This window comes from Labrenzia sp. THAF82 (assembly GCF_009363435.1).
Taxonomy (GTDB): domain Bacteria; phylum Pseudomonadota; class Alphaproteobacteria; order Rhizobiales; family Stappiaceae; genus Roseibium; species Roseibium porphyridii.
In genome coordinates, this window is the sequence record NZ_CP045354.1 from 1,374,538 (window position 1) to 1,393,084 (window position 18,547).

At 54.1% G+C, this 18,547-nt stretch carries 16 protein-coding genes; 11 read left to right on the plus strand and 5 right to left on the minus strand.

Annotated elements, in window-relative coordinates; translation table 11 throughout:
- Positions 1–47: 47 nt before the first annotated feature.
- The 3 genes from FIV00_RS06645 to FIV00_RS06655 form a co-directional block, all read right to left on the minus strand.
- Entirely contained in the window at positions 48–866 is an 819-nt protein-coding gene (locus tag FIV00_RS06645; protein WP_152500004.1) for a sugar phosphate isomerase/epimerase, read from the minus strand.
- An 84-nt stretch (positions 867–950) separates the two neighbouring features.
- Positions 951–1,898 carry a glyoxylate/hydroxypyruvate reductase A gene (locus FIV00_RS06650; RefSeq protein WP_152500005.1) on the minus strand — a complete coding sequence of 316 codons (948 nt, stop codon included), beginning with the start codon at positions 1,896–1,898 and terminating at the stop codon, positions 951–953.
- On the minus strand, positions 1,895–2,308 hold the full coding sequence (locus tag FIV00_RS06655) for a VOC family protein (protein ID WP_152500006.1): 414 nt from the start codon (positions 2,306–2,308) through the stop codon (positions 1,895–1,897). Before FIV00_RS06655 ends, FIV00_RS06650 begins: the two co-directional genes overlap by 4 nt.
- Before the next feature lie 91 nt (positions 2,309–2,399).
- On the opposite strand from FIV00_RS06655, the gene FIV00_RS06660 reads away from it, so the two are divergent.
- The 4 genes from FIV00_RS06660 to FIV00_RS06675 all read left to right on the plus strand — a co-directional run bounded on the left by FIV00_RS06660 (position 2,400) and on the right by FIV00_RS06675 (position 6,723).
- Entirely contained in the window at positions 2,400–3,257 is an 858-nt protein-coding gene (locus tag FIV00_RS06660; RefSeq protein WP_152500007.1) for a LysR family transcriptional regulator, read from the plus strand.
- A 489-nt stretch (positions 3,258–3,746) separates the two neighbouring features.
- Entirely contained in the window at positions 3,747–4,739 is a 993-nt protein-coding gene (locus FIV00_RS06665) for an ABC transporter substrate-binding protein (RefSeq protein WP_152500008.1), read from the plus strand.
- 75 nt (positions 4,740–4,814) lie between these two features.
- Positions 4,815–5,699: a proline/glycine betaine ABC transporter permease gene (locus FIV00_RS06670; protein WP_152500009.1), complete on the plus strand. Its 885-nt coding sequence runs from the start codon at positions 4,815–4,817 to the stop codon at positions 5,697–5,699.
- Complete coding sequence (locus tag FIV00_RS06675) at positions 5,692–6,723, plus strand: glycine betaine/L-proline ABC transporter ATP-binding protein (RefSeq protein ID WP_152500010.1); 1,032 nt, start codon at positions 5,692–5,694, stop codon at positions 6,721–6,723. Before FIV00_RS06670 ends, FIV00_RS06675 begins: the two co-directional genes overlap by 8 nt.
- An 81-nt stretch (positions 6,724–6,804) precedes the next feature.
- Here the strand turns inward: FIV00_RS06675 and FIV00_RS06680 are convergent, their stop codons facing one another.
- Positions 6,805–8,313 (minus strand): TolC family outer membrane protein, encoded by a 1,509-nt coding sequence (locus FIV00_RS06680; protein ID WP_152500011.1) that lies wholly within the window; start codon positions 8,311–8,313, stop codon positions 6,805–6,807.
- A gap of 669 nt (positions 8,314–8,982) precedes the next feature.
- Between FIV00_RS06680 and FIV00_RS06685 the strand changes: the two genes are divergently transcribed.
- A complete protein-coding gene (locus tag FIV00_RS06685) occupies positions 8,983–9,654 on the plus strand; it encodes a GntR family transcriptional regulator (protein ID WP_152500012.1) in 672 nt (223 codons plus the stop codon).
- Positions 9,655–9,667: 13 nt separating this feature from the next.
- Here FIV00_RS06685 and FIV00_RS06690 read toward each other — a convergent pair whose 3' ends face one another.
- Positions 9,668–10,708 carry a LacI family DNA-binding transcriptional regulator gene (locus FIV00_RS06690; RefSeq protein ID WP_152500013.1) on the minus strand — a complete coding sequence of 347 codons (1,041 nt, stop codon included), beginning with the start codon at positions 10,706–10,708 and terminating at the stop codon, positions 9,668–9,670.
- A gap of 249 nt (positions 10,709–10,957) precedes the next feature.
- On the opposite strand from FIV00_RS06690, the gene FIV00_RS06695 reads away from it, so the two are divergent.
- The 6 genes from FIV00_RS06695 (at position 10,958) to FIV00_RS06720 (ending at position 18,403) form a co-directional block, all read left to right on the plus strand.
- The gene (locus tag FIV00_RS06695) at positions 10,958–12,325 is read left to right on the plus strand and encodes an ABC transporter substrate-binding protein (RefSeq protein WP_152500014.1); all 1,368 of its coding nucleotides are present in this window, start codon (positions 10,958–10,960) and stop codon (positions 12,323–12,325) included.
- A gap of 141 nt (positions 12,326–12,466) precedes the next feature.
- On the plus strand, positions 12,467–13,708 hold the full coding sequence (locus tag FIV00_RS06700; protein ID WP_247649348.1) for a carbohydrate ABC transporter permease: 1,242 nt from the start codon (positions 12,467–12,469) through the stop codon (positions 13,706–13,708).
- Positions 13,708–14,856 carry a carbohydrate ABC transporter permease gene (locus FIV00_RS06705; protein WP_152500016.1) on the plus strand — a complete coding sequence of 383 codons (1,149 nt, stop codon included), beginning with the start codon at positions 13,708–13,710 and terminating at the stop codon, positions 14,854–14,856. Before FIV00_RS06700 ends, FIV00_RS06705 begins: the two co-directional genes overlap by 1 nt.
- Positions 14,857–14,889: 33 nt before the next feature.
- Positions 14,890–15,981 (plus strand): ABC transporter ATP-binding protein, encoded by a 1,092-nt coding sequence (locus FIV00_RS06710; protein WP_152500017.1) that lies wholly within the window; start codon positions 14,890–14,892, stop codon positions 15,979–15,981.
- Between the two features lie 391 nt (positions 15,982–16,372).
- Positions 16,373–17,158: a DeoR/GlpR family DNA-binding transcription regulator gene (locus FIV00_RS06715; RefSeq protein ID WP_152500018.1), complete on the plus strand. Its 786-nt coding sequence runs from the start codon at positions 16,373–16,375 to the stop codon at positions 17,156–17,158.
- 330 nt (positions 17,159–17,488) lie between these two features.
- A complete protein-coding gene (locus tag FIV00_RS06720; RefSeq protein WP_335343018.1) occupies positions 17,489–18,403 on the plus strand; it encodes a sugar kinase in 915 nt (304 codons plus the stop codon).
- Positions 18,404–18,547 lie beyond the last annotated feature (144 nt).

Here is an 18,547-nt window from a genome sequence, read left to right on the forward strand (position 1 = left end):
ACGGGTTTCTGTCCGCTAAAGTCTGATCACAAATTTGTTGGCTGATCCTATTGGGCCAGACCGAGTGCTTCCATGTTCGCGATCGAAGCCGGGAGCTTTGCGTGATCCTTGATCTCAACAATCAGGCGAGGATCGCTGTCGAGTTTACCGATCGCATTGAAGACTGACTGCCAGTTGATATTGCCTTCACCAAGAGCCCAGTGCCGATCGGCGTAGCCATCTGCATCCTGTAAATGCATATGACGGAGTTTGCTTCCTGCTGCCTTGACGAAATAGTCGACCGGTGGTGCTCCGGTAGAGCCGTGGGCGTAGTGCGCGTGCCCGGTGTCGATGGATATCCTGACCGCTTTTGAACCGAAGCTTTCCGCAAGTTCAATACGGGCATAGGGATCCTTGTCCTCGATGTTTTCGATGACCAGTTCGCAGCCGATATCCTCTGCGCGTTTGACCGCGTCCTTCATCGTCAAATGACACAGTTCGATCTTGCGATCTCTCGCGCCGTCGTAATTGTCGAGATTGTTGTGGTCCCAAGTGGAATAGGGACTATGAACCACCATATGAGTTCCGCCCAGGGCATCACATACTTCAAGCCCTTGCAGCAGGCGCTTTTTGACGATCTCACGAATGTCGACATCAACCGGGTCGATGGTAAAGCCCCAGAATGGGCCATGAATGCCAACGCGGCCGGTGTGTCCGTCAAGAAGTGTCTTGGCCTCGTCGACCAGCGGCTGCCAGTCACCATTCAACGTTTCGGCCGGCCAGAAGTCCTGAAGTTCGAGGTCCCGTTGCTTCTCAAGCATCAGGCTCCGATGCGTTTTCAGCGAAGTCACGTTCAGGGCTGCGCCCAAAATAGGAAGGTCTGGCATGGTGGCACCTATGTTCAATATGGCTTTTCCCTGTCAGATAAGTCGCAACCCTTGACACTATTGCGACGTTTGCATCGTCTTGTTTCAATATCCTTTTTTGCGATCGACGCTTTCAGGCAGGCAACCAGTCCGGAAATAATGGTTGATGTTGTCTGCGACGATCTGGGACGCAGTCGATGTAATTGTTGGTGCGGATATATGCGGCAGGATGGTCACACTGCCGTTGCTCCAAAGTGGGCTTTCGGGAGGCAAGGGCTCATTGTCGAAGACGTCAAGAACAGCATGGCTCAGTTTTCCGCCGTCCAGTGCTGCGATCAGAGCCGGCGTTTCAATGATCGGGCCGCGCGCAAAATTGATGATGGCAGCGCCAGGTTTGCAGCTTTCAAAGGCGGTTGAGTCAAGCAGCCCACGTGTTTCATCGGTCAACGGCATCAAAAGCACAAGAATGTCGGCTTGTTTCAAGACAGCCTTCAAACCGTCTTGGCCGGAATAGGTTCTGATGTCGTCGAGCGACTTTTCGCTCCGGCTCCAGCCAATGACATTGAAGCCGTTTGATATCAGCCTTTTGGCTGATGCGATGCCAAGCTTCCCAAGACCAAGAATTGCAATGGTACGGTGTGCGGGAAGGAGTAGCTCATGTCCCTGCCAGACGCGCTGATGCTGCTGCGCCATGTACCTTGGCATATCCCGATGGAGGTAAAGAGACCAGGCAAGCACCGCCTCCGACATGGTCTCCGCCATCTGGGGATCGGTCAGGCGCACTATCAACGGGCCATCCTGGGGCAATTCTGCGGTCAAGCGCTCAACACCGGCCCAAAGACTTTGCACCCAGACCAAGTTTGGCATTGCCGCAACTTTGGCAGGATCCGGGTTGGCAACAATTGCAACGGTTGCCTGCGAGCGTTCCTGTTCACTCAACGTGTCGAAGGCTTTGACTTCGGCAATATCCGCCAAGGCAATTGGCAACGCGGTGCGCCAGGCCTTTCGCTCGTCCTCACTTGCTTCGGAAACGAACGGCACAATCGGTTTCATCTGTCGAAGACCCCTGCAGCGTCAGCGAAGCCTTTCACTTCTATCGGGTTCCCGGACGGATCCAAGAAAAACATCGTGCTTTGTTCCCCGGGCTGGCCCGCGAACCGAATGGTCGGCGCAATAACGAAGTCGAGGTTAGCGGCTTCGAGCCGTTGCGCAAGAGCCTTCCACTCTTCCATGGCCAGCACAACGCCCAGATGGGGCATCGGAACCATGTGGTCACCGACCTTTCCGGTGTTTGTTGTTTCGAATGGCTTGCCAAGATGCAGAGAGAGTTGGTGTCCGAAGAAATTGAAGTCCACCCAGGTTTCAGTGCTTCGTCCTTCCTGGCAGCCGAGCAAGCGACCGTAAAACGTACGTGCTTCATCCAGGTCGGTTACGTGGTAGGCGAGGTGGAAGCAGGGTTGCATGAGTTTCTCCATAAATTGAGCGTGCCTGTAGTAGCAGAACCCATGCAAAACAATTACTATCTTTTTTCTTCGATTTACGTAGGAAAATGTTTTGGATACGAGATTTCTGGAAAGCTTGATTGCCGTCGTTGAAAGTGGCTCGATCGCCGGTGCTGCCAGGGCACAAAACCTCACTGCCGCAGCTGTCAGCCAAAGAATACGTGTCTTGGAAACAGAACTTGGCTCTCGGCTGCTCGTCCGGACCTCTCATGCGGCACAGCCGACACCGGAGTGCCTTCGCGTTTTGCCCGCGGCGCGAGAGTTGGTGAAGGCTGCGCAGCGTCTGAGCTCTGCGACAGATGCACAAGGCCTGGGTGGACCTTATCGTCTCGGTGCGGTCTCGACCGTTCTTGTTGATTATGGTCCAACAATTATCGACACCTTCAAGGAAAATGCGCCCAAGGCAACGCTCACTATTCGGCCTGGTACCTCTCGCGTCCTCTACCAGGATCTTGTGTCTGGTCACCTGGATGCGGTCTTGATATCTGAACCGCCTTTTTCATTGCCTAAAAGCCTGCACAGCAGATTGTTCTGCGAAGAAAAGGCGGTTCACATTCTTCCTGCAGGTGTCGTCAAGAAGGACGTCGGTGACGCTGTTTTGCCCTGGATCGTCTATGACAGGGAAGCCTGGGGTGGTCGTGTGATCTGGAACGCCTGTGAGCGGATAATTCGCAGCGGACATATCCTTTGCGAACTGGATGGATTGGAGACGATTGCGCAGATGGTTGCACGCGGAGCCGGTCAAGCAATTGTGCCGGATTGGCGTGGTCTGAATGCTCAACGATCCAATCTGCAGGAACTGTCAATGACAACTACTGCAGTGCGCAAGCTGGTTCTTGTTCATCCGACTGCTTCTGTTGTCGCCTCTCTGACGGAATTGGTGCTCGCTGCGATTTCCAAAGCGCCTTGAAATTTGATTGCTGTGCCCGTTTTTTCAATCTCTGGGTGCATTTTTAGGGCTTCCGTTCGGTCAGCAAGAATCACTTTTTTGAAAGAAAACTAAATTTTATGACGATTGTAGGCATAAAAATGTCGCTTGGGGGCGCGCTATTGAAATTAACAATATGATTGGGGTGTGATTTGGGAGTATACTGTTGTGCTAACGGCTTCTTAGTGCAATGGTATTGCGTGTTGAGCTTCGGGCCGGTTTAAATACCGGCGATGATCCCATACGTTAGCGTTTGGCTCATCAGAGAGGCTGCAGAGCAAGAGTAGCGTATAAGCGTTAGATGAAGGCTAAATTAAAAATAATCAATATTCATGCCTTCAAGTCGGAACTTCGTTTCTTGCTTGATATACTTTCCAATTGGATGCGCTGGCACGTGAATACTTCGCGGATAGAATTTGCGAGCTGCGCCCATAAACACAATCAGCAAAAAGACTGTACAGGAGTGTTCCTATGAAGAAGTTGTTTGCCACGGTCGCCGCGACCGCGCTTGTCGGGATGGCGTCGTCAGCCATGGCCGAAGACTGCGGGACGATCACCGTTGCCGAAATGAACTGGGCGTCCGCAGGCGCAATCTCCCAGATCGACAAAATCATCCTCGAGAACGGTTACGGCTGTAATGTCGAACTCGTTGCTGGAGACACGATGCCGACATTCACTTCCATGAACGAAAAAGGTGAGCCGGACATGGCTCCCGAGCTTTGGATCAACGCCGTGCGCGAACCGCTCGACCAGGCTGTTTCCGAAGGCTCTTTGATCATCGGCGGTGAGATTCTCAACGAAGGTGGTGTTGAAGGCTTTTGGGTGCCGACGTTTATTGCCGAAGAACACGGCATTAAAACCGTCAAGGATGCTCTTGCCCGTCCTGATCTCTTCAAGGGAGCAGAAGACGACAGCAAGGGTGGCTTCTTCACATGCCCCACTGGCTGGAACTGCCGTATAACCACAGGCAACCTGTTCCGTGCGTTCGGCTTCGATGAAGCCGGGTTTGAAATGGTTGATCCAGGTTCTGCTGCAGGCCTCGACGGTTCAATTGCCCGCGCCAACGAGCGTAAAGAAGGTTGGCTTGGTTATTACTGGGCGCCGACGTCCATTCTCGGCAAATACGACATGACATTGCTTGACTTTGAAGTGCCGCATGACAAAGCCGAGTGGGACAAGTGCACCGTGGTTGAAGATTGTCCTGATCCGAAGCCGAATTCCTGGGTCAAGTCCGAAGTCTTCACCGTTGTGACGGACGATTTTGCCAACAAGGCTGGTCCGGCAATGGACTACATCAAGGGCCGTACATGGGACAACCGGACAGCCGGTAAGGTGTTGGCTTGGATGAGCGACAACCAGGCTGCCAATGAAGACGGCGCATACTACTTCCTGGAAAATTTCGAGGATGTATGGACCAAGTGGGTCAGCCCGGAAGCTGCCGAAAAAATCAAGGCATCGCTCTAAGCTGCCGAGACGAGACTGGAGCCCGCGCTAATGTGCGGGCTTTTCATTTGGGGCAAAACCATCGGGACGACACAGATGGACTGGATCGAATTTCCCTCGCTTAGCCGGGGCACCTTGCTAGCAATCAAGAAAACCATTGATGGATCATTCAAAGAGTTCACCAGGGCGTATGGTGACATCATCGACAGGATGTTCGATCCGTTACAGGACTTCCTGATTTTTCTTGAACAGCTGCTGATAAACTCTCCCTGGCCAATTGTGCTTGCAGCATTTGCTGTGATCATTTTCCTGTTGAGCCGGAAAGTGTCCATTGTGATCGGCACGGTTGTTGCGCTTGTTCTGATCGGGGTTTTCGGGCTCTGGGAAGACACGATGCGTACAGTCGCCATGGTGACGGTTTGCACCATGCTGGCAATTGTTCTGGGCATTCCCATCGGTATCCTCATGGCGCGCTCTGACCGTGTCCAACGGATGGTCAACCCGGTGCTGGATTTGATGCAGACCATGCCGAGTTTTGTGTATCTGATCCCGGTCGTCATGATCTTCGGAATTGGTAAGGTCCCGGGTCTGATCGCGGTCGTGATCTATGCAATCCCGCCAATGATCCGACTGACCAATCTGGGGATCCGGCTTGTCGATCAAGACGTGCTTGAAGCCGCAGACGCCTTCGGGTCCAATGCGCGACAGAAACTCATGAATGTCCAATTGCCGCTGGCCCTGCCAACCATAATGGCAGGCATCAACCAGTGCATCATGATGTCCCTGTCCATGGTCGTCGTTGCATCGATGATCGGCGTGAAGGGACTTGGACAAGAGGTCCTCAACGCGATTAACAACCAATACCTGACGGCTGGAATGCTGAGCGGTCTCTCAATCGTTTCAATCGCAATTATCTTTGACCGTGCGACCCAGGCATATGGCAAGCGCCTTCAAAAACACTCGGAGGTCGTCCATGGCTGAGGCAACCGGCATTGAGATCAAGAATCTCTACAAGATCTTCGGACCAAACGGCAAAGAGATGGTCCAGAAGGTCAAGGAGGGCATGTCCAAGACGGAATTGAACGAAAAGTTCAATCACGTGCTCGGTTTGAACAACATCAACATTTCGATGCCTGGTGGCAAAATCGAGGTGGTGATGGGACTGTCCGGGTCGGGTAAATCCACCTTGATCCGGCACATCAACCGGCTGATCGATCCGACCGACGGTGAGGTTCTTTATGGCAACGAGGACGTCTGCAAGATGTCCCAGGATGAGCTTCGCGAATTCCGCCGCCACAAGACTGCCATGGTGTTCCAGAAGTTCGCTCTGTTGCCGCATCGAACGGTCATGAAAAACACCGTCTATGGACTTGAAATCCAGGGCGTGCCGATGAAAGAGGCGGAAGAGCGGGCGGCCCGCTGGATTGCGCGTGTCGGTCTGGAAGGGTTTGAGGATCATTATCCGAACCAGCTTTCCGGTGGTATGCAGCAGCGCGTCGGCCTGGCGCGTGCGTTGACCAACGACGCCGATATCCTGCTGATGGACGAAGCGTTTTCGGCGCTCGATCCATTGATCCGCATGGACATGCAAACGGTTCTCCTGGATCTGCAGGAAGAGTTGCACAAGACCATCGTCTTCATCACGCACGATCTCGACGAAGCACTGCGGCTTGGCGACAAGATTGCAATTCTTCGAGATGGCGCTGTCATTCAACAGGGCTCGGGCCAAGACATCGTTCTCAATCCCGCAGATGCTTATATCGCCGACTTCGTGAAAGAGGTGAATCGCGGCCGCGTGATCCTGGTCGATACGGTCATGGATAAATCCAAGACCGTTGAAGGCGGACTGACCATCGAAAGCGGCATTATGCTCGAAGAAGCCGCGAAAACCTTCGCAGAGACCGGCGAGGGCGAAGCCTGTGTCGTCAATGGTGATGGACAACCAGTCGGCGTCCTGAACGTCCAGGACACCATCAGTGCCATGGTGACACCCGCCAGCCACTAACATGCAGCTCGGTTCAACATTCAAGGCCCCGGAAGAAATTCCGGGGCTTCGTCTTTTTGTGGCCGAACTGAAAGGGGCCGGTCAGTTCCCAGACCGATAGGGCCAGGACAACCAGTTGATCCTGCCCGAACCTTCTCCGCCAGGATCAGGCGAATTCGCGTCGGCCAGTTCCATCTGAACAGTATCGTTTTCGGTCGGACCAAGCCGCAGATCCCAGGTGTTGAATTCAGGGATTAATCTGCCGACTGCCGGTGGGCGTTCTTCAATGATTGAAAAGTGTTGCGGGGCCAGTCGCCCAATGTTTGCCAACAAGAAGAAATCGGCGATGCGCGCATCATAGCGTGCACGGACATGATCGACCTGGCTCAAAAGCAATTCCCGTTCGCCGTCCAATACGTCGAGCAGAGACCTCTGGCCACTGTCGAACTCTATCTGGAGACCCTTCACGGCACGCCGATTGGCTTCAATGGCGCGTTTGCCGGCTTTTGCCCGCAATCGGGATGCGGTTCTCTGTTTCATCGCGCGAATGACGTTCTCACGAATAATCTGCTGGGTATCGTCAAGCTCATATTCCTCTTGGGCCGCCGTGAACTTGGCACGCTTGACCGAAGAAATGTTGCGGCCGCCTGTAAAGAGCGGAGCTGAGACACGAACACCGAAGCGGAAATCCTCTTCGTCCTGATTGCCAAGGTTGCCGCGATATCCGTTTTCCCATTCACCTTCCAGGGATACCCGCGGAAGCATGTCTCCAACCGCGGCCCGTGCTGCGTAACGGGCAGCACGTGCATCTGCAGTCGCGGCGCGTATAGAGGGATTGTTTTGAAACGCGATCGTAATCGCATCATCTAACCCATCGGGTTCCAGTTTTTCGGGAATGCCGGGCCAACCCAGTTTGCCGGGCTTTTGTCCCGTCAGTCGTTCATAGAGCGCTTCCGACGCTTCCAGATCACCGACCGCTTGGTCTGAATTCCCTTGTGCCTCAGCAAGCCTGGCAAGCGCTTGCTCGATGTCGGTCTTCGTGGCATCGCCGGACTTGTACCGGGCCCGTGCAGCCTTCACCTCGCGTTGCACAACACCGGTATAGGCTTTCAGACGTGCGAGAATGGCCTTGTCCCGCACGACACGCAAATAAGCGTCAGCCGTGTTCAGCAGCAGTGTTTGCTCGGCGCTAATCAGCTGGTTGCGGCCGGATTCGGATTCTTCATGCGCCTGATTGAGTCGATTGACACCGGCAAAGCCCTGAAACAGGGTCTGCGACATGGAGACGCCAAGTTCGTGGAAGAACGCACGGTCGCTCGAGCCGCTTCGCGTTTTATAGGCATTTTGCTCGCCGAGATAAGATCCGGTTACTGTCGGCAGAAATTCAGACCTGGCTGTCCAGACACCCTGGTTCGTGGCCTGGTAACGTGACCTTTCAGCTTTCAGACCCGGATTGACCGCATAGGCCGATGCCATTGCCTCTTCAAGAGACTGCCCCTGTGCTGGCAGATTGGCGATGGCCACAACGAAGACAGAGACCCCGGCCATAGCACGGGCCAGCAGGGAGGTGATCCCCGGCGGCTGGTCGGTAGGGCTTGAAAGGGTTGTCATGGTGGCACCAGTTCGGATATCTGCGCCAACCGTAGTTTTTTATGGTTAATCAAAGGTAAGCCGATATGTGAAATGTCACATGTGCAATCGGCCGGATTTCACAATTAAGTCATTGCTTTATATGAACTAATATTGGCCCTTATATCAGGGTGCGAGTTTTTAACCGCAAGGTTAAATAGTAACCTGCAAATGCTATTGTCAAAAGCTGCAAAAAACTGAACTCAGCCGCGCGCAAAAAGAATAAAATTCACGTCGAATACGTGTCTTTTCTCAAACCTCCGCAGGAAGTTTTTTCCTGTTTCAAACAGATGACGAGGCTGAAACCGTGTTCCAATCGGAAACGGTAACTTTGCGTTGCGTTTGATATCTCAACAAAAATCGGGTCCGCAGTCTTGCAGGTCCGGGTTGCCTTGGAAGAACCGGGTTTGGCCAACTCATGGGGCTGGAAGCCTGACGGCTGCATGATGATCTGAATGGCAGCTGGAGTGGCAGAGAAAACGCGGTCGATAAACTTTTATCGATAATATTATCGATGATGAATTGATTTGCATCCAAAACGGTATTGCTGCGCCAGCGGGACGATCCCGTCGCTTGTTGTCGTTTGCCCTTTCAGGCATCGAGCCTGAATAGGATAATTCAATTTGGACAAAGGTTTGGGTGTTGTTCTCGATGTCATCAAGAGCCAAAGCAACACGTGTTGATAGCGCCTACGATCGGCTGAAGTCAGACATATTGACGGGCATGTTGCCACCGGGTTTTCAAGCGCCCGAGCCAGAAGTGGCAAGTCGGCTTGGTATGAGTCGAACACCTGTTCGCGAAGCGCTTATCCGGCTTGAGGCAGACGGGTTGGTGGAACTCATCCCAAGGCGTGGCGCGAGGGTCATACCCGTGACCGGCAACGACATTTGCGAAGTCTTCGAAATCCTGTCCGTTCTGGAGGCGCTGGCCGCACAGCGTGCAGGTGAAAACGATGCAAGCCAAGAAGTATTGACGGAAATTGAGGTGGTCAGCGATGAGGCCGATCAGGCGCTTGCTGCCAAAGATATTGATGCCTGGGCGCAGCTTGATGACAAGTTCCACAGGCTCATTGCCCAAGCGAGCGGCAACAATCGTCTTGAGGCCGAAATCAACGGGTTTCTCGATCAGGTGCTTCGAGCAAACACGGTTTTGCTTCGGCTAAATCAGGCACCGGCCTCATGTGCGGCCGATCACCGGAAGCTCACCGCCGCCATAAAGTCAGGGGAGGGCGGTGCTGCATGGGAGATTGCCCGCAGCCACCGCCTCAACGGATTGAAAACAATGAGGAAGCTTTTACAAGACTGCGGTCTCACACAAGTATAGGCATCCCCGAAAATCAGACTTTTGCTGGGGCCGGCCCCGTGGACTGCCCGATGATCAACTCGGCGTCCAGATGCAGCGAAGTCGGTTCACTGTTGGGGTTTGCGATCATGGCCAGCAGCAGCTCTGCTGCCTTTTCCCCGGCATAGCGTACGGATGATCTCGTGCAGGTGAAAATTGGTACTTCTCCGCTATTGGGAAGGAACGAAAGCGCATCGTCGTGGGTGATGATCGAGACATCCTTTCCGGTGACAAGGCCGCATTGGCCTATGGCGCGTGCAACGCCAATGGCTGAAATCATGGACGAAACCAGGAATGCGGTGGGAGGATTGTCTGACTTCAGCATCTCCATGGCATTGTCGCATCCATAGGGCTCGGTCATGTCATTGCTGCGCATGAGCGCCGGGTCCGGGGCCAGGCCCCGTTCCTTGACGGCGTCTTCAAAACCACGTCGGCGCCTGCGGGCGAAATCCATGTGTTCCAGGCCATTTAGAAGCGCGATGCGCGTGTGGCCAAGGTCCAGCAGCAAGTCTGTTGCCCGTTGGAATGCCCTGCGGTTGTTCATGTCAATCCAGCAGGTTTCGGTTTCAGCGCCAGCGATGCGGCCATGAACAACGAAGGGCAGGTTCAGGTCTTTTAAGAGGGCGTGCCGGTTCTCATCGTGAGCGGGCCCATGCACAATGACGCCATCTGCTTTTTTGCGTGAGGCAATCTGCCGATAGGCTTCTTCTTCCTGATCGTCTTCCACGACCGAAATGATCATGTCATAGCCGTGCTTGGAATAGGTTTCGCCGGCACCGGCGATGAATTCCAGGAAGATCGGGTTCATCATCTCATGGATCGAGCGCGGAATGACATGGCCTATGGCCATGGATCGTCCGGTGGCCAATCGTCGGGCCTGACTGTTGGGCGCATAGCCTAGCTTGTCAGCCATTTCGGCCACGCGCTTTCGGGTTTCTGCACTCACCTCAGGGTAGCCGTTCAAGGCGCGGCTGACTGTCGTTTGAGACAGGTTCAGCCGTTGTGACAGAATTTTAAGATTTACGCCCTTGCTCATGCTCGCCCAAAACGCTTTGAAAGCGCCCTCCCTTCAGGCAGTTATTGAAATCCAACATTAATTGGTGAGTTGCGCGCTTGACAAGTCCGGTTTGTAGAGACATGTTGAAGACGAAATCCAAAGCGGTTTGGATGCACGGTTCTGGTAGGATTACCGACATTCATCGATGTGCGGGTATTGCTGCCAGGTGGCGAGTTGTGCCACTTTTGATGGAGGGCCCCAGGATAGGGGCAATCTGGGAGGATTGAGATGAAATTTCGTTTGATGGCCTGCACTGCAGGTATCGCGCTCAGCCTTGCTTTCGGCGCCGGAGCGGCGTCTGCGGCTGACTTGAAGTTCCCGGTGGGCGAAGGTCCTTTCAACTGGGACAGCTATAACAAATGGGCGGAAAGCGCTCCTGATCTCAAGGGCCAGACCGTGACAATCGCCGGTCCGTGGTTGCAGCCGGAAGATGGCTATTTCCGCAGCGTGCTTGCCTATTTCGCCGAAGCAACCGGCGCTGAAGTCATCTACACCGGTTCAGATTCCTTCGAGCAGCAGATCGTGATCGATGCCGAAGCGGGCGCTGCGCCCAATATCGCCGTTTTCCCACAGCCTGGTCTTGCCTCTGACATGGCGGCCCGTGGATTGTTGACGCCGCTGCCGGAAGGCATGGGTGGCTGGGTTGCAGACAATTACGGCGCTGGTGACAGCTGGGTGAACCTTGGCACCTATCAGGACAAGGATGGTGCTGATCAACTCTATGGTTTCTTCTACAACGTCAACGTAAAGAGCCTTGTCTGGTACGTTCCGGAAAACTTTGAGGATGCAGGTTATGAAGTGCCTGAATCCATGGAAGACCTAAAAGCGCTGACAGAGCAGATCGTTGCAGATGGTGAAACACCCTGGTGCATCGGGTTGGGATCTGGCGCAGCCACGGGTTGGCCTGCAACCGACTGGGTGGAAGACATGATGCTGCGGACACAGTCCGCTGATGTCTATGACCAGTGGACCAAGAACGAAATCCCGTTTGATGACGAGCGCGTCGTCGCCGCTATCGAAGAGTTCGGCTGGTTCGCACGCGACGATGCCAAAGTTGCCGGTGGTGCGAACGCAGTTGCGTCGACCGATTTCCGGGATAGCCCGAAGGGTCTATTCTCCTCGCCTCCGCAGTGCTACCTGCACCGCCAGGCGTCTTTCGTGCCTGCCTTCTTCCCCGATGGTGTTGAATTCGGGTCCGATGTCGATTTCTTCTATTTCCCGGCCTACGCCGAGAAAGACCTCGGAAATCCGGTTCTGGGTGGCGGCACTTTGATGGCGATCACCAACCCGTCCGATGCCACGAACGAACTGATGAAGTTCTTCCAGCTTCCGCTGGCACATGAAGTGATGATGGCCCAGACTGGCTTCCTGACCCCGCACAAGGGCGTCAACCTGGAAGCTTATCTCAATGACACGCTTCGCGGTCAGGGTGAAATCCTCATCAACGCCACAACCTTCCGCTTCGACGGATCTGACCTGATGCCTGGTGGTGTTGGTGCGGGTACGTTCTGGACCGGCATGGTCGACTACACCGGCGGCAAAGACGCCAAGGAAGTGGCGAGCGAAATCCAGAAAAGCTGGGACGCTCTCAAGTAAGCTCCTCCAATGGCCGGCCCACTCGTGGGGCCGGCCTTTTTTATCCGATCAGCGGCAATAGCCGCGATCCGAAGTTTCCTTGCGACTGGATGCCCCCGGCAAGCCGGGCGTATCCCCATAATCAAATGGGAGGGAACGGCCGTGCTGACGGAAAATCCAGCAGTATTGGGCCTGCTAACCATCGTCATTGGCGTTGGTGGGTGCCTGGGATATTTCTATTTTTCAAATCTGATCCTCGACAAGTTGATCTTTCCTGCTTCAGGACCAAAAGCAGGATCCAACATCAACAGGGCAAACATGGTTCGACCATGGCTGTTTCTGTTCCCGGCGATCTTCGCGTTGACGCTCTATCTGGCCTACCCGGTCTTTGAGACGCTGCGACTGTCGCTGACGGACAGGGATCAGGGCGGTGCCTTTGTAGGCCTTGCGAACTATCATCAAATGATGGCGGAGCCGAAATTCTGGGAAGCTGTCCAGAACAACTTGCTCTGGCTGATTGTCGTTCCCGCGGCGTCAACGGCATTCGGATTGCTGGTTGCGCAGCTGACCGACCGGATCAAATGGGGCAACCTGGCGAAGTCCTTGATCTTCATGCCGATGGCGATCTCCTTTGTCGGTGCTTCGGTGATCTTCAAACTGATTTACGATACGCGCCCAGCCGATCAGAACCAGATCGGCGTCCTGAATGCTGTCTGGCTGAGGTTTGACGGTGGGATCGGATCCGTTCTGTTTCTTCAAGTTCTGCCGAGCCTCGTGCTGTTGGCTTTTGCAGGTATCGTCGCTTATGTCGCCTGGATCTTTGCGCGCGGGATCGTTGCAAAGGGAGAAGACAAATCGGTCTGGCTGTTGCCACTGCGCCTTTTTGTTGCCGTTGCCGGGCTCTGGCTGATCTGGACGTCGCTGAGCTCGCTATTGGGTGTCTGGACAACCCAACTTCCTTACGGCGAACCTCAGACCTGGCTGACAATTCCACTCTGGAACAGCTTTCTTCTGATGGTGGTTCTGATCTGGATCCAGACGGGCTTTGCCATGGTGATCCTGTCCGCCGCGCTGCGTGGCATTCCAGAGGAAACGGTGGAAGCTGCCATCATCGATGGTGCCAACCCGTTCCAGATCTTCTTCAAGATCAAGGTGCCCCAGATCATGGGAACGATCGTTGTTGTGTGGACGACGATCACACTGACAGTGCTCAAGGTCTTCGACATCGTGTTTGCCATGACCAATGGGCAGTGGGAGACGCAGGTGCTCGCCAACTACATGTATGACAAGCTCTTCCGGGCCAACGACTGGGGCGTTGGATCGGCAAGCGCGATCATCATCATGGTGCTGGTCACGCCGATCCTGGTTTGGAACGTCTACAACGCCCGCAAGGAGATGAAGTGATGGCCAGTATTGCTGGAAAAAAATCCGGCCTGACATGGGCCGTGCAGATTTCCGTCGCCTTTCTCGTGTTGCTCTGGCTGTTTCCGACAGTCGGGCTGTTCGTGTCGTCCTTCCGGACGGCCGACCAGATCTCGAGTTCAGGCTGGTGGGCAGCGCTCTTCCCTGCCGAACAGAACGAAGTCTACCGTGCGTCAGACCCTGACGACACGCGTGTGGCCGACGGCAACAATTTTGTCGTGACCGGAAACATCTTTGACGGTGAGCCGCGTGAAATCAGGTCCTGGGGCGTGTCGTCACGCAATGTGTCGGCCTATCAGCCCGGTGAAACCGCTGAGATGAAGGATGGCGAGACTGTCACGCTTGAAGCCGACGGCAGTTACGCCTGGCGGGGCAATGACAAGCAACTGTCCGGCCGCGGTCAGCGCATTTTCATCACCGCAACAGTGCCGCCGGAATTCACAACCGAGAACTATGAAACCATTTTGCTGTCCGGCTCCGGGCAGGACAACATGGCCAAGGCGTTCTTCAACACCCTGACTGTAACCATTCCAGCAACGATCATCCCGATTGTTGTGGCCGCCTTTGCTGCCTATGCACTGGCCTGGATGGAGTTTCCCGGACGGGCCTTGCTGATTGCAGCTGTTGTCGGCTTTCTCGTCGTCCCGTTGCAGCTGGCCCTTATTCCGTTGCTTCGGCTGCACCTGGAAATCGGTATAGGGAAGGGTTACCTCGGCGTCTGGCTCGCCCATACGGCGTTTGGAATGCCGCTCGCGGTTTATCTGCTTCGAAACTACATGGTCGGATTGCCGCGAGATATCATCGAAAACGCCAAGGTCGACGGCGCAACGGACTTTCAGATCTTCACCAAGATCATACTTCCGCTCAGCTTTCCGGCCCTGGCTTCTTTCGCGATCTTCCAGTTCCTGTGGACCTGGAACGATCTTCTCGTCGCCAAAGTGTTCCTGATCGACTCGACCGGTTCGACAACCGTGATGACCAACCAGATCGTGGAACTTCTCGGTACTCGTGGTGGAAACTGGGAAATTCTGGCAACCGCGGCATTCGTATCCATCGCCGTGCCGCTCATCGTGTTCTTCGCGATGCAGCGCTATCTCGTGCGGGGATTGCTCGCCGGATCGGTCAAGTAACATGAACATTTTCAATAATCGGGAGGAGCCGGCATGACTTCGTTGTCCCTGAAAGACGTCAGCAAGTCTTATGGCACCGTGGAAGTTCTCCGGAATATCAACCTGGAGATCGAACAGGGCGAGTTGATCGTATTTGTCGGGCCGTCAGGCTGCGGGAAATCCACTTTGCTGCGCATGATTGCAGGCCTGGAACGCATCACCGGCGGAACGTTGGAAATTGACGACATGGTCGTCAACGATGTGCCGCCGGCTCAGCGTGGAATTGCAATGGTGTTCCAGTCCTATGCGCTTTATCCGCATATGACGGTCTACGACAACATGGCCTTTGCTCTTAAGCTGGCCGGCAAGTCAAAAGACGAAATAGACACCGCCGTGCGCGCCGCCGCAGACAGATTGCAGCTTACGCAATATCTGGACAGATTGCCCAAGGCCCTATCGGGCGGGCAGCGGCAAAGGGTTGCTATCGGCCGGTCGATCGTGCGTGACCCGAAGGTGTTTCTCTTCGATGAACCGCTTTCAAACCTCGATGCGGCGCTGCGCGTTGCAACGCGGATTGAAATTGCTCAGCTCAAGGAGAGCATGCCCGACAGCACGATGATCTACGTGACCCATGACCAGGTGGAGGCCATGACGCTGGCCAGCCGGATCGTGGTCCTTCACGGCGGTGACGTTGAGCAGTTCGGAGCACCGCTGGATCTCTATGAACGCCCTGCAAACACTTTCGTGGCGCAGTTCATCGGCTCACCGGCCATGAACCTTGTCGAGGCGACGGTAAAAGTCGCCGGTGGCCAGACCTCGGTGGTGATGTCGGATGGCGGCCATGCCGATGTGCCTATTGCATCGACGGATGCGGATGTCGGTAAGACCGTCAAACTCGGTGTGCGGCCGGAAGATCTGGTGCTCACGGAAAGTGACGACTATCTGGTCACAGCTGAAGTCGAAATCGTTGAAGCGCTTGGTGAAACGACAGTGCTTTACTTCAAGGCGCAGAACGGGAATCCGGGTCTTATTGCAAAGCTCCCGGGTATTCACGAGATCAAGCGTGGCACCAAGGTTCGGCTAACGGCAGCCGAAGAAAAGCTGCACCTGTTCGATGCCGACGGAAAGTCCTTCCTTTACAGGTAATCGACTGGTCGACTGTATCCGCCTTTTGCCAACTTGCACCGTCCCTTCCCAATCGGGGAGGGCCGTTGCGTTTCAGCCCCGCCAAAGTGGGATCTTTGAATTTTCATAGTGTTTCCCTGGCTCCGGGGAGCCACAGCTTCATCCCATTCAGTCGCTCCTTTTGGACGGATCCGAACCTTGAGACTTCGTCGTGTGCAGTCTTGGTTTGTCATCTGGCGTGATGACGCGCTAAAACTGTCATATCATGTTCATATGAGCGTCTAATAAGGTTCATATGAACATGATTTATCTGGCTTCGAAGCTTTCGTTTTTCGAACCAGCAACAAGCTCTTTCAGAAGGGTTTTCCGGCACGTGCCGGAAAGAGCGATACGGCGTCGGGTTATAAAGCATATGCTTGGGCAAGTAGATATTTCAAAACGTCAGGCTGAAATTTCAGATCTCGTTCAAAAGGCAGGTTTTGCATCTGTCGAAGAACTCGCCGATCGTTTTGAAGTTACCACACAGACAATCAGACGGGATGTGAACCGCCTGTGTGAGCTGGGCATACTCAGACGAACGCATGGCGGCGTTGAGCCTCCGGCACCAGCTTCCAACATTCACTATTCGACTCGGCAGATCCTGAATCTTCCGGAAAAGCAGCGGATCGCAAATCTCGTTGCCAGCAAGATCGAAAACAATACTTCTCTCGCATTTTCAATCGGCACGACGCCCGAAATTGTCATGCAGGCCCTGACAGCAAACGAAAAACTGTCGATTTTCACGAACAATCTGAATGTTGCCTTTTCGGCGTCGATCAACCCGTCTTTTCAAGTGACGATTGCAGGTGGGCGTCTACGGCATGGCGACCGAGATGTGCTCGGATCTGCTGCACAGGCTTTCTTTTCCAACTACAAGGTTGATGTCGGGATTTTTGGTGTCGCCGGCGTTGACGAAGATGGCACGCTTCTCGATTTTCACGAAGACGAGGTGGCCGCGCGTCAGTCAATCCTCGCCAACTGCCGCAAATCCTATCTGGTGCTTGATCACAGCAAGTTTGGACGCAGCGCTCATGTGCGCGGTGGAGTCTTGAGCGACGTCGATGCCATATTCACCGATCGTCCCGTTCCGCCTGCAATTCTCTCAGGTCTTAAGGGGACACAAACGCGGGTGTATGTGGCTGGCACGCCCCGTATCTGATTGTCTGTCCGACGAAAAATCGCGGCAACAGGCAAGGTTTCTGCTGTCTTGCAAACAGTGTGAAAACCTTGACATCTTCAGGACTGTGAGATGTCAGATTTTGGTATTTTTGCGTTCATCCAATTTGCATTGTCCAACCTGCTGAGAGTTGCGTTTCTCCCCACAAATTGAAGCGGGGAGTTGCAATCGCGCGAAAAGTTTCCGAAAAGAAAAGGCAAGCGAATCCCCCTTCCAAAAGTAGAATTGGAGTATGGGGGCGTTTGTGGTAAAGATTTTAAATCGATTAAAATGACAGAAATCCGGGAAAACCTGGATTCAGTTTGTGAGGAAATGCTCGTGTCAAAATCGTTTCTTGCCGTTGGCGAATGCATGGTTGAAATGGCGCCGACAGCAGAGGGAACCTATTCGATGGGGTTCGCTGGAGACACATTGAACACGGCCTGGTATGCCCGACGCGCATTGCCTGATAGTTGGACCGTCAGCTACCTGACGGGCGTTGGCCGCGATCAGATTTCAGATCAGATGTTGGAGTTTTTGAAGAGTTCCAACATCAATACCGACCAAATCCGAAAGTTGGATGATCGAACGGTTGGTCTCTACATGATCCAGCTGAAAGACGGCGAGCGGAGTTTTGCCTATTGGCGTTCGCAATCAGCGGCCCGATGCTTGGCCAGCGATCCTGAGCATCTGGCACGAGCCTTTGGAAATGCCGGTTTGATCTACTTCAGCGGCATCACGCTCGCTATTCTTTCCGCAAAGGATCGTTCCGCGTTTATGGATGCCTTGAAGTCGGCCCGTGTCAGCGGTTCCAAAGTGGCTTTTGATCCGAACCTTCGGCCGCGGCTATGGGAAAACCTTGAAACCATGCGGTCGGTCGTGACCGAGGCCGCGGGTCATTGTGATTTTGTGATGCCGTCTTTCGAGGACGAGCTGGAACACTTTGGTGATGCAACCCCTAAAGACAGCGCTGAAAGATATCTTGCAGCCGGAGCTGATATGGTGGTGGTCAAAAACGGCCCTGAAGACGTTGTCTGTGCGCGCCGCGGTGAGCATCAAAGTTATACGCCGCAACCCGTCGGCAGCATTGTGGATACGACGGCTGCCGGAGACAGCTTCAACGCAGCCTTTCTTGCTGACTACCTGATTTCGCAAGATGTTGCTTCAAGCGTCGAGGCCGGGGCAAAACTGGCCGCGACGGTGATTCAGCATAGAGGTGCGCTGGTGAAAATTCTTGAGCCGGCTTAGGAGCGGCGCTTGGCCACTCTTTACCCTAACTGTCAGATTTTAAAAGCGTCTCACCTAGTTTGCGACTTTTGTATATTGTAAATTCTTGCAATATCTAATTATTACCTAAAGGCGAAAACGTTAAGTCTATATTTTATTATTAAC

What these genes read in the sequence shown, in the direction of transcription:
- FIV00_RS06645 (WP_152500004.1), bottom strand. Translation starts at nt 866, where the DNA reads ATGCCAGACCTTCCTATTTTGGGCGCAGCCCTGAACGTGACTTCGCTG.
- FIV00_RS06650 (WP_152500005.1), bottom strand. Translation starts at nt 1,898, where the DNA reads ATGAAACCGATTGTGCCGTTCGTTTCCGAAGCAAGTGAGGACGAGCGA.
- FIV00_RS06655 (WP_152500006.1), bottom strand. Translation starts at nt 2,308, where the DNA reads ATGCAACCCTGCTTCCACCTCGCCTACCACGTAACCGACCTGGATGAA.
- FIV00_RS06665 (WP_152500008.1), top strand. Translation starts at nt 3,747, where the DNA reads ATGAAGAAGTTGTTTGCCACGGTCGCCGCGACCGCGCTTGTCGGGATG.
- FIV00_RS06670 (WP_152500009.1), top strand. Translation starts at nt 4,815, where the DNA reads ATGGACTGGATCGAATTTCCCTCGCTTAGCCGGGGCACCTTGCTAGCA.
- FIV00_RS06675 (WP_152500010.1), top strand. Translation starts at nt 5,692, where the DNA reads ATGGCTGAGGCAACCGGCATTGAGATCAAGAATCTCTACAAGATCTTC.
- FIV00_RS06680 (WP_152500011.1), bottom strand. Translation starts at nt 8,313, where the DNA reads ATGACAACCCTTTCAAGCCCTACCGACCAGCCGCCGGGGATCACCTCC.
- FIV00_RS06685 (WP_152500012.1), top strand. Translation starts at nt 8,983, where the DNA reads ATGTCATCAAGAGCCAAAGCAACACGTGTTGATAGCGCCTACGATCGG.
- FIV00_RS06690 (WP_152500013.1), bottom strand. Translation starts at nt 10,708, where the DNA reads ATGAGCAAGGGCGTAAATCTTAAAATTCTGTCACAACGGCTGAACCTG.
- FIV00_RS06695 (WP_152500014.1), top strand. Translation starts at nt 10,958, where the DNA reads ATGAAATTTCGTTTGATGGCCTGCACTGCAGGTATCGCGCTCAGCCTT.
- FIV00_RS06705 (WP_152500016.1), top strand. Translation starts at nt 13,708, where the DNA reads ATGGCCAGTATTGCTGGAAAAAAATCCGGCCTGACATGGGCCGTGCAG.
- FIV00_RS06710 (WP_152500017.1), top strand. Translation starts at nt 14,890, where the DNA reads ATGACTTCGTTGTCCCTGAAAGACGTCAGCAAGTCTTATGGCACCGTG.
- FIV00_RS06715 (WP_152500018.1), top strand. Translation starts at nt 16,373, where the DNA reads ATGCTTGGGCAAGTAGATATTTCAAAACGTCAGGCTGAAATTTCAGAT.
- FIV00_RS06720 (WP_335343018.1), top strand. Translation starts at nt 17,489, where the DNA reads ATGCTCGTGTCAAAATCGTTTCTTGCCGTTGGCGAATGCATGGTTGAA.